This window comes from Gemmatimonas sp. (genome assembly GCF_044376735.1).
Classification (GTDB): Bacteria; Gemmatimonadota; Gemmatimonadetes; order Gemmatimonadales; family Gemmatimonadaceae; genus Gemmatimonas.
Genome location: NZ_JBILKJ010000232.1, coordinates 1 through 3423, shown reverse-complemented (window position 1 = coordinate 3423; position 3423 = coordinate 1). Strand labels below are relative to the sequence as shown.

2 protein-coding genes are annotated in these 3423 nt (G+C 67.2%); one reads left to right on the top strand and one right to left on the bottom strand.

Annotated elements, in window-relative coordinates:
- Window positions 1–21 precede the first annotated feature (21 nt).
- Window positions 22–1821, bottom strand: a complete 1800-nt coding sequence (locus ACIRA7_RS15945) for a nitrogen regulation protein NR(II) (protein WP_396221823.1) — start codon at window positions 1819–1821, stop codon at window positions 22–24.
- Between the two features lie 102 nt (window positions 1822–1923).
- Between ACIRA7_RS15945 and ACIRA7_RS15940 the strand changes: the two genes are divergently transcribed.
- Window positions 1924–3279, top strand: a complete 1356-nt coding sequence (locus ACIRA7_RS15940) for a hemolysin family protein (protein ID WP_396221822.1) — start codon at window positions 1924–1926, stop codon at window positions 3277–3279.
- Window positions 3280–3423 lie beyond the last annotated feature (144 nt).

Sequence of the window (3423 nt, the reverse complement as noted above, 5' to 3'; positions counted from 1 at the left end):
CGCCGGCGGGCGCGGGAGAGGTCACGGTGTCACTCCGGAAAGGCGAGAAAGCATGGTGTCATCCGCACCAGCCGGATGCGGCTCGAACGGGATCGTACTGGACACGGGTGTTTCGCCGCGCCGCGATGACTGGTCGGCACCGGCGATCGGCAGCAGCATGGTGAAGCGAGTACCGCGGGCGAGCGAATCCACCAGCACGACGCCACGATGCGCCTCCACCGCCCGATGCACGACGGGCAGTCCGAGTCCGGTCCCACCGGCCTTGCCGGTGACGAACGGTTCGAACAGCCGGTCCTTCAACGCCGGCGGAATGCCGGGGCCGTCGTCCGTCACACTCACCGTCAGCAGCTCGCCGGTGATCATGGCCGACGCGGCACCGTGCTCGCCGGATGGACGAAAGCGGTCGACCTCGATGAACACGTGCCCGTCGGGTCCGACGGCCTGTACCGCGTTCAGCACCAAGTTGAAAACGGCCCGATGCAACAGATCCTCGTCGCCTTGTACCGTCGGCAGATCAGGGGCCACGCTCACCTGGACTTGCACGCCGGCATGCCGATCGGGGTGTGAGGCGGCGATCATGGCGGCCGTGTTCACGATCGTGCCAAGGTCAACGCGGCTCACGCGCGTCACGCGCGCCCGTGCGAAGTCGAGAAAATCAGCGAGGAGGCGGCTCAGCCGGTCCGCCTCGCGTACGACCAGATCGTGCAGCACGTTCTCGTCGTCGTTGTCGGACGTCGGGTCGTGCGTCTGGGGCCGACGACGCGCCAGCTGCTCGGTGGCGCTGCGGATCGACGCCAGCGGATTCCGGATTTCGTGCGCAAGCAACGCGCTCAGTTCAGCGACGGCCTGCAGGCGTTCGGCGCGAACGTTCAGCGCCTGAATACGCTTGCTGTCCGAGATATCCTGGAAGATCGCGGTCGCCGTCACGCCACCGTCCTGGCGCGTACCGTTGGCCACCGTGGTCGTGACACCGATTTCAATCTCGTCGCCGTCGCGATGAATCACGCCTTCGGCGCGCGTGGTTCGTACGCCGTCGCGAGTCGACTGTTCGAGCAGCGTGGCGAGTTGCGGTGAGACGCCGAGCAGCGTGCTCAGGATCGGGCGCCCGACGAGCGATCGAAGATCGAGACCGAGCAGTTCGGACGCCGCGGGGTTCGAGTAGAGCAGTCGCCCTTGCGCGTCGACCGTCATGATGCCGGAACGGATCGTGCGCAGAATGTCGGCCGCTTCGAGCTGCACCTTTACCAACTGCGCCGCGAGGGCCTCGCGACCCATGCCCGCCTGACGGAGCCGGGAGGAGACGTATCCGGAGCCGATGGCCACCACCACGAACACGGCGATTTGGACGCCGATACCGACGAACGGTGTACCCGGCCGTACCAGCAGCACATCCGCGGCATACAGAACGCAGGCGCCACCCGTGACCGCCAGCCCGCCACGGAACGGCAACATGAGGGCGGCGCTGGCGATCACCAATATGTAGAGGGCGGCGAACTGCGAGCTCCAGCCACCCGTGATGTGCACGACCGCCGTGACCAGCGCCAAGTCGATTGCGCACTGGATCGCGTAGAATCGCAGCCCCAGCGCGCGTCGTTCGACTTCCCCGTAGAGCACCGAGCCGATGGTCGCGAGGATCGCGCCGGCGAACGCCAGGGTCGCGATCAGGGTATCGCTGGGAGCCGCCTTGCTCCAGACGAACACGGCCGCAACCAGAATGGCGCAGGAAAGGACGATACGCCCGAGCCAGACCCAGCGCAGCACGCGGCGCGGGTCGAGCATCTCCTGAATTGGGGCCTGCGAGATCGCGGGGGTGTATCGCACGGGGTCTATGGGTCTTGCAGAATGCCGTAGAAGCGGAATGCCCGGCACTCTTGCAGATTGCACTACCCTGACGAATCACCCGCGTGTCCGTTTCTTTTCAGGATGCTTGCTGACCCCGCTCCGCTCGGCGTCCCCGAGATCACGTTCGGTGCTGCTTCGGGCCGATTACTGCTCGTGCTGCTGCTGGTGCTCCTCAACGCCTTCTTTGTCGCGGCAGAGTTCGCGCTGGTGGCGGTCCGGCGGAGCCGCATCGACCAGATGGCCGCCGAGGGAGACAGCAGCGCCAAGGTGGTCCAGCGGGCGCTCCGTCAGCTGGATCGCTACATCTCGGGGACCCAGCTCGGGATCACCCTCGCCTCGCTCGCCCTCGGGTGGATCGGTGAACCGGCGATCGCCGTGCTGGTCGACCGCGCGCTGCATCTGGTGGGCATCGAGCCCGCCACCGGTGCCGTGCACACCGGTGCGGGGATCGCCGTCGCCTTTCTGGTCATCACGTTCCTCCACATCGTGCTGGGTGAGCTGGCCCCCAAGTCGATCGCCCTGGCCCGCCCGGAGACGGTGAGCCGCTGGGTGGTCCGCCCCCTCATGCTGTTCTCGCGGATCATGTCCCCGTTCATCGGCATGCTCAACGGCACCGCCAATCGGTTGCTCCGGATGCTGGGCGTCGAGCCGGTGTCCGAAGGGGGGCATGTGCACAGTCCGGAAGAACTGCGCCTGCTCGTGATGCAGGCGCGGGCGCACGGCACGCTTGACGAGTCCGACTCGGCCATGCTGGCCGGCGTGTTCGACTTCCACAACAAGAAGGCGCTCGACGTGATGCGCCCGCGCACCGACATGATTGCGATCGCCGAGGACGTGGAGCTCGACGAGCTGATCGCGACGCTGCGCCGCGAACGCTATTCGCGTTATCCCGTATACCGTGACACGCCGGACGACATCGTCGGCGTGTTTCTCGCCAAGGATTTCTGGCTCGATGAGCATCCGGAGGCGTTCTCGCTCCGCGACCACCTGCGCGAACCGATGTTCGTTCCCGCCACGCGGGCGGCGGAACGCGTGCTGGATGACCTTCGGCGCACGCGGGCGCACTTGGCGGTGGTGCTCGACGAGTACGGTGGCACCGCGGGGATCGTGACGATGGAGGATCTCGTTGAGGAAGTCGTGGGTGACATCGCCGACGAGTACGATCCGCTGTCGCGCGATGCCCTGCTCTTTGACGGCGTGCTGGAACTCGCCGGGTCGATGTCCCTCGTCGATGTGCGGTCGGACCACCGACTGCCGATCCCGGAAGGGGACTGGTCGACGCTCGGCGGATACGCCTTCGCGATGCTGGGGCGATTACCGAAGGTCGGCGACCGGGTCACGTACCCGGGTGGCGAGCTCGAGATCGTCGCGATGGACGGTCGTCGGGTGGCCGCCCTCCGTGTGCATCTGCGCACCGAACCGTCGGGGGCAGTCTGATCCGCGCGCAATGGCCCGTGCTGCTGGTCGCCGCCATCGTGGTCTGTGGGGCCGTCGTCGATCGCCGCGAGCAGCGCGCTCGTGGCGCCATCGGTGCGGCGCCGGATACGATCGGACCGGCAGCGCCTCCAGGCGCCCCCGCGA